2 protein-coding genes are annotated in these 760 nt (G+C 63.6%); both read right to left on the reverse strand.

Features of this window, described 5'->3' with window-relative positions:
• On the reverse strand, positions 1–319 hold a 319-nt coding region (locus ABD837_RS24880), incomplete at its 3' end, for a transposase (RefSeq protein ID WP_345060050.1).
• Between the two features lie 17 nt (positions 320–336).
• The coding region (locus ABD837_RS24885) for a helix-turn-helix domain-containing protein (RefSeq protein ID WP_345060054.1) at positions 337–760 on the reverse strand (424 nt) is incomplete at its 5' end.

Raw genomic sequence — 760 nt, forward strand, 5'->3', positions numbered from 1 at the left:
CGTTATCGAGTACCACCACCGTCGGGCCTTTGGTGAGCAGCGACAACCGGTCCAGTTGTTCGACCACAAAGGCGGCCGCGATGGTGGTGGTGGTCGTGGCCCAGTGGCACTGGTTGTCGCGGCCAAACAGGCCCCAACAGTTGAGCCGAAACCCTTTTTGAGCCGCCACAAACACGGTTTCACCGGGGAATTGCCACCCGTAGGGCACATACCCTTCGCTGCACACGTGCGACTCATCACCGTAGAGCAGCGTCAACTCGCCGGCGCGGCACAGGCGTTCGAGTTCGCCTAACCGCTCGTGTTGAGCAGCATAGGGCACGGGGTCGGGTTTGCCCTTCAGCCGACGGCGGATGCGTTTGTACCGGCCACCAAGGCTTTTAAAAAAGCGCGGAACGTGTCGCGCCCCACCGCGGGGCTGCCGGGGGCTCTTTGTGCCTCCCATTCGGCCTTGGCCAGGGCGATACGCTGGCGGTTGGCCTGCACCGCCTCACGCACGGCGACTTCATCGCGGGCCACACGCAACAGCGGCTTTCGGCCGCGTCCGGGCTTCGTGTTCAGGCCCGCAAGCCCTTCTTGTTGGTAGCGTTTGACCCAACTGTTCACGCTCACGTCGCATAGGCCCACAATTTGTCCTACGTCGTGCGAAGTGCGGCCGGCGGCCTTGAGCAAAATCAGGTGAGCGCGCCGCCGCACGGCCGCATTTAAACTTGTTTTGTGGGCGTGTTCCAGCGACGCCCGCGCGGCCTCATCCAAGACCGGA

Source organism: Hymenobacter glaciei (assembly GCF_039539585.1).
Classification (GTDB): Bacteria; Bacteroidota; Bacteroidia; order Cytophagales; family Hymenobacteraceae; genus Hymenobacter; species Hymenobacter glaciei.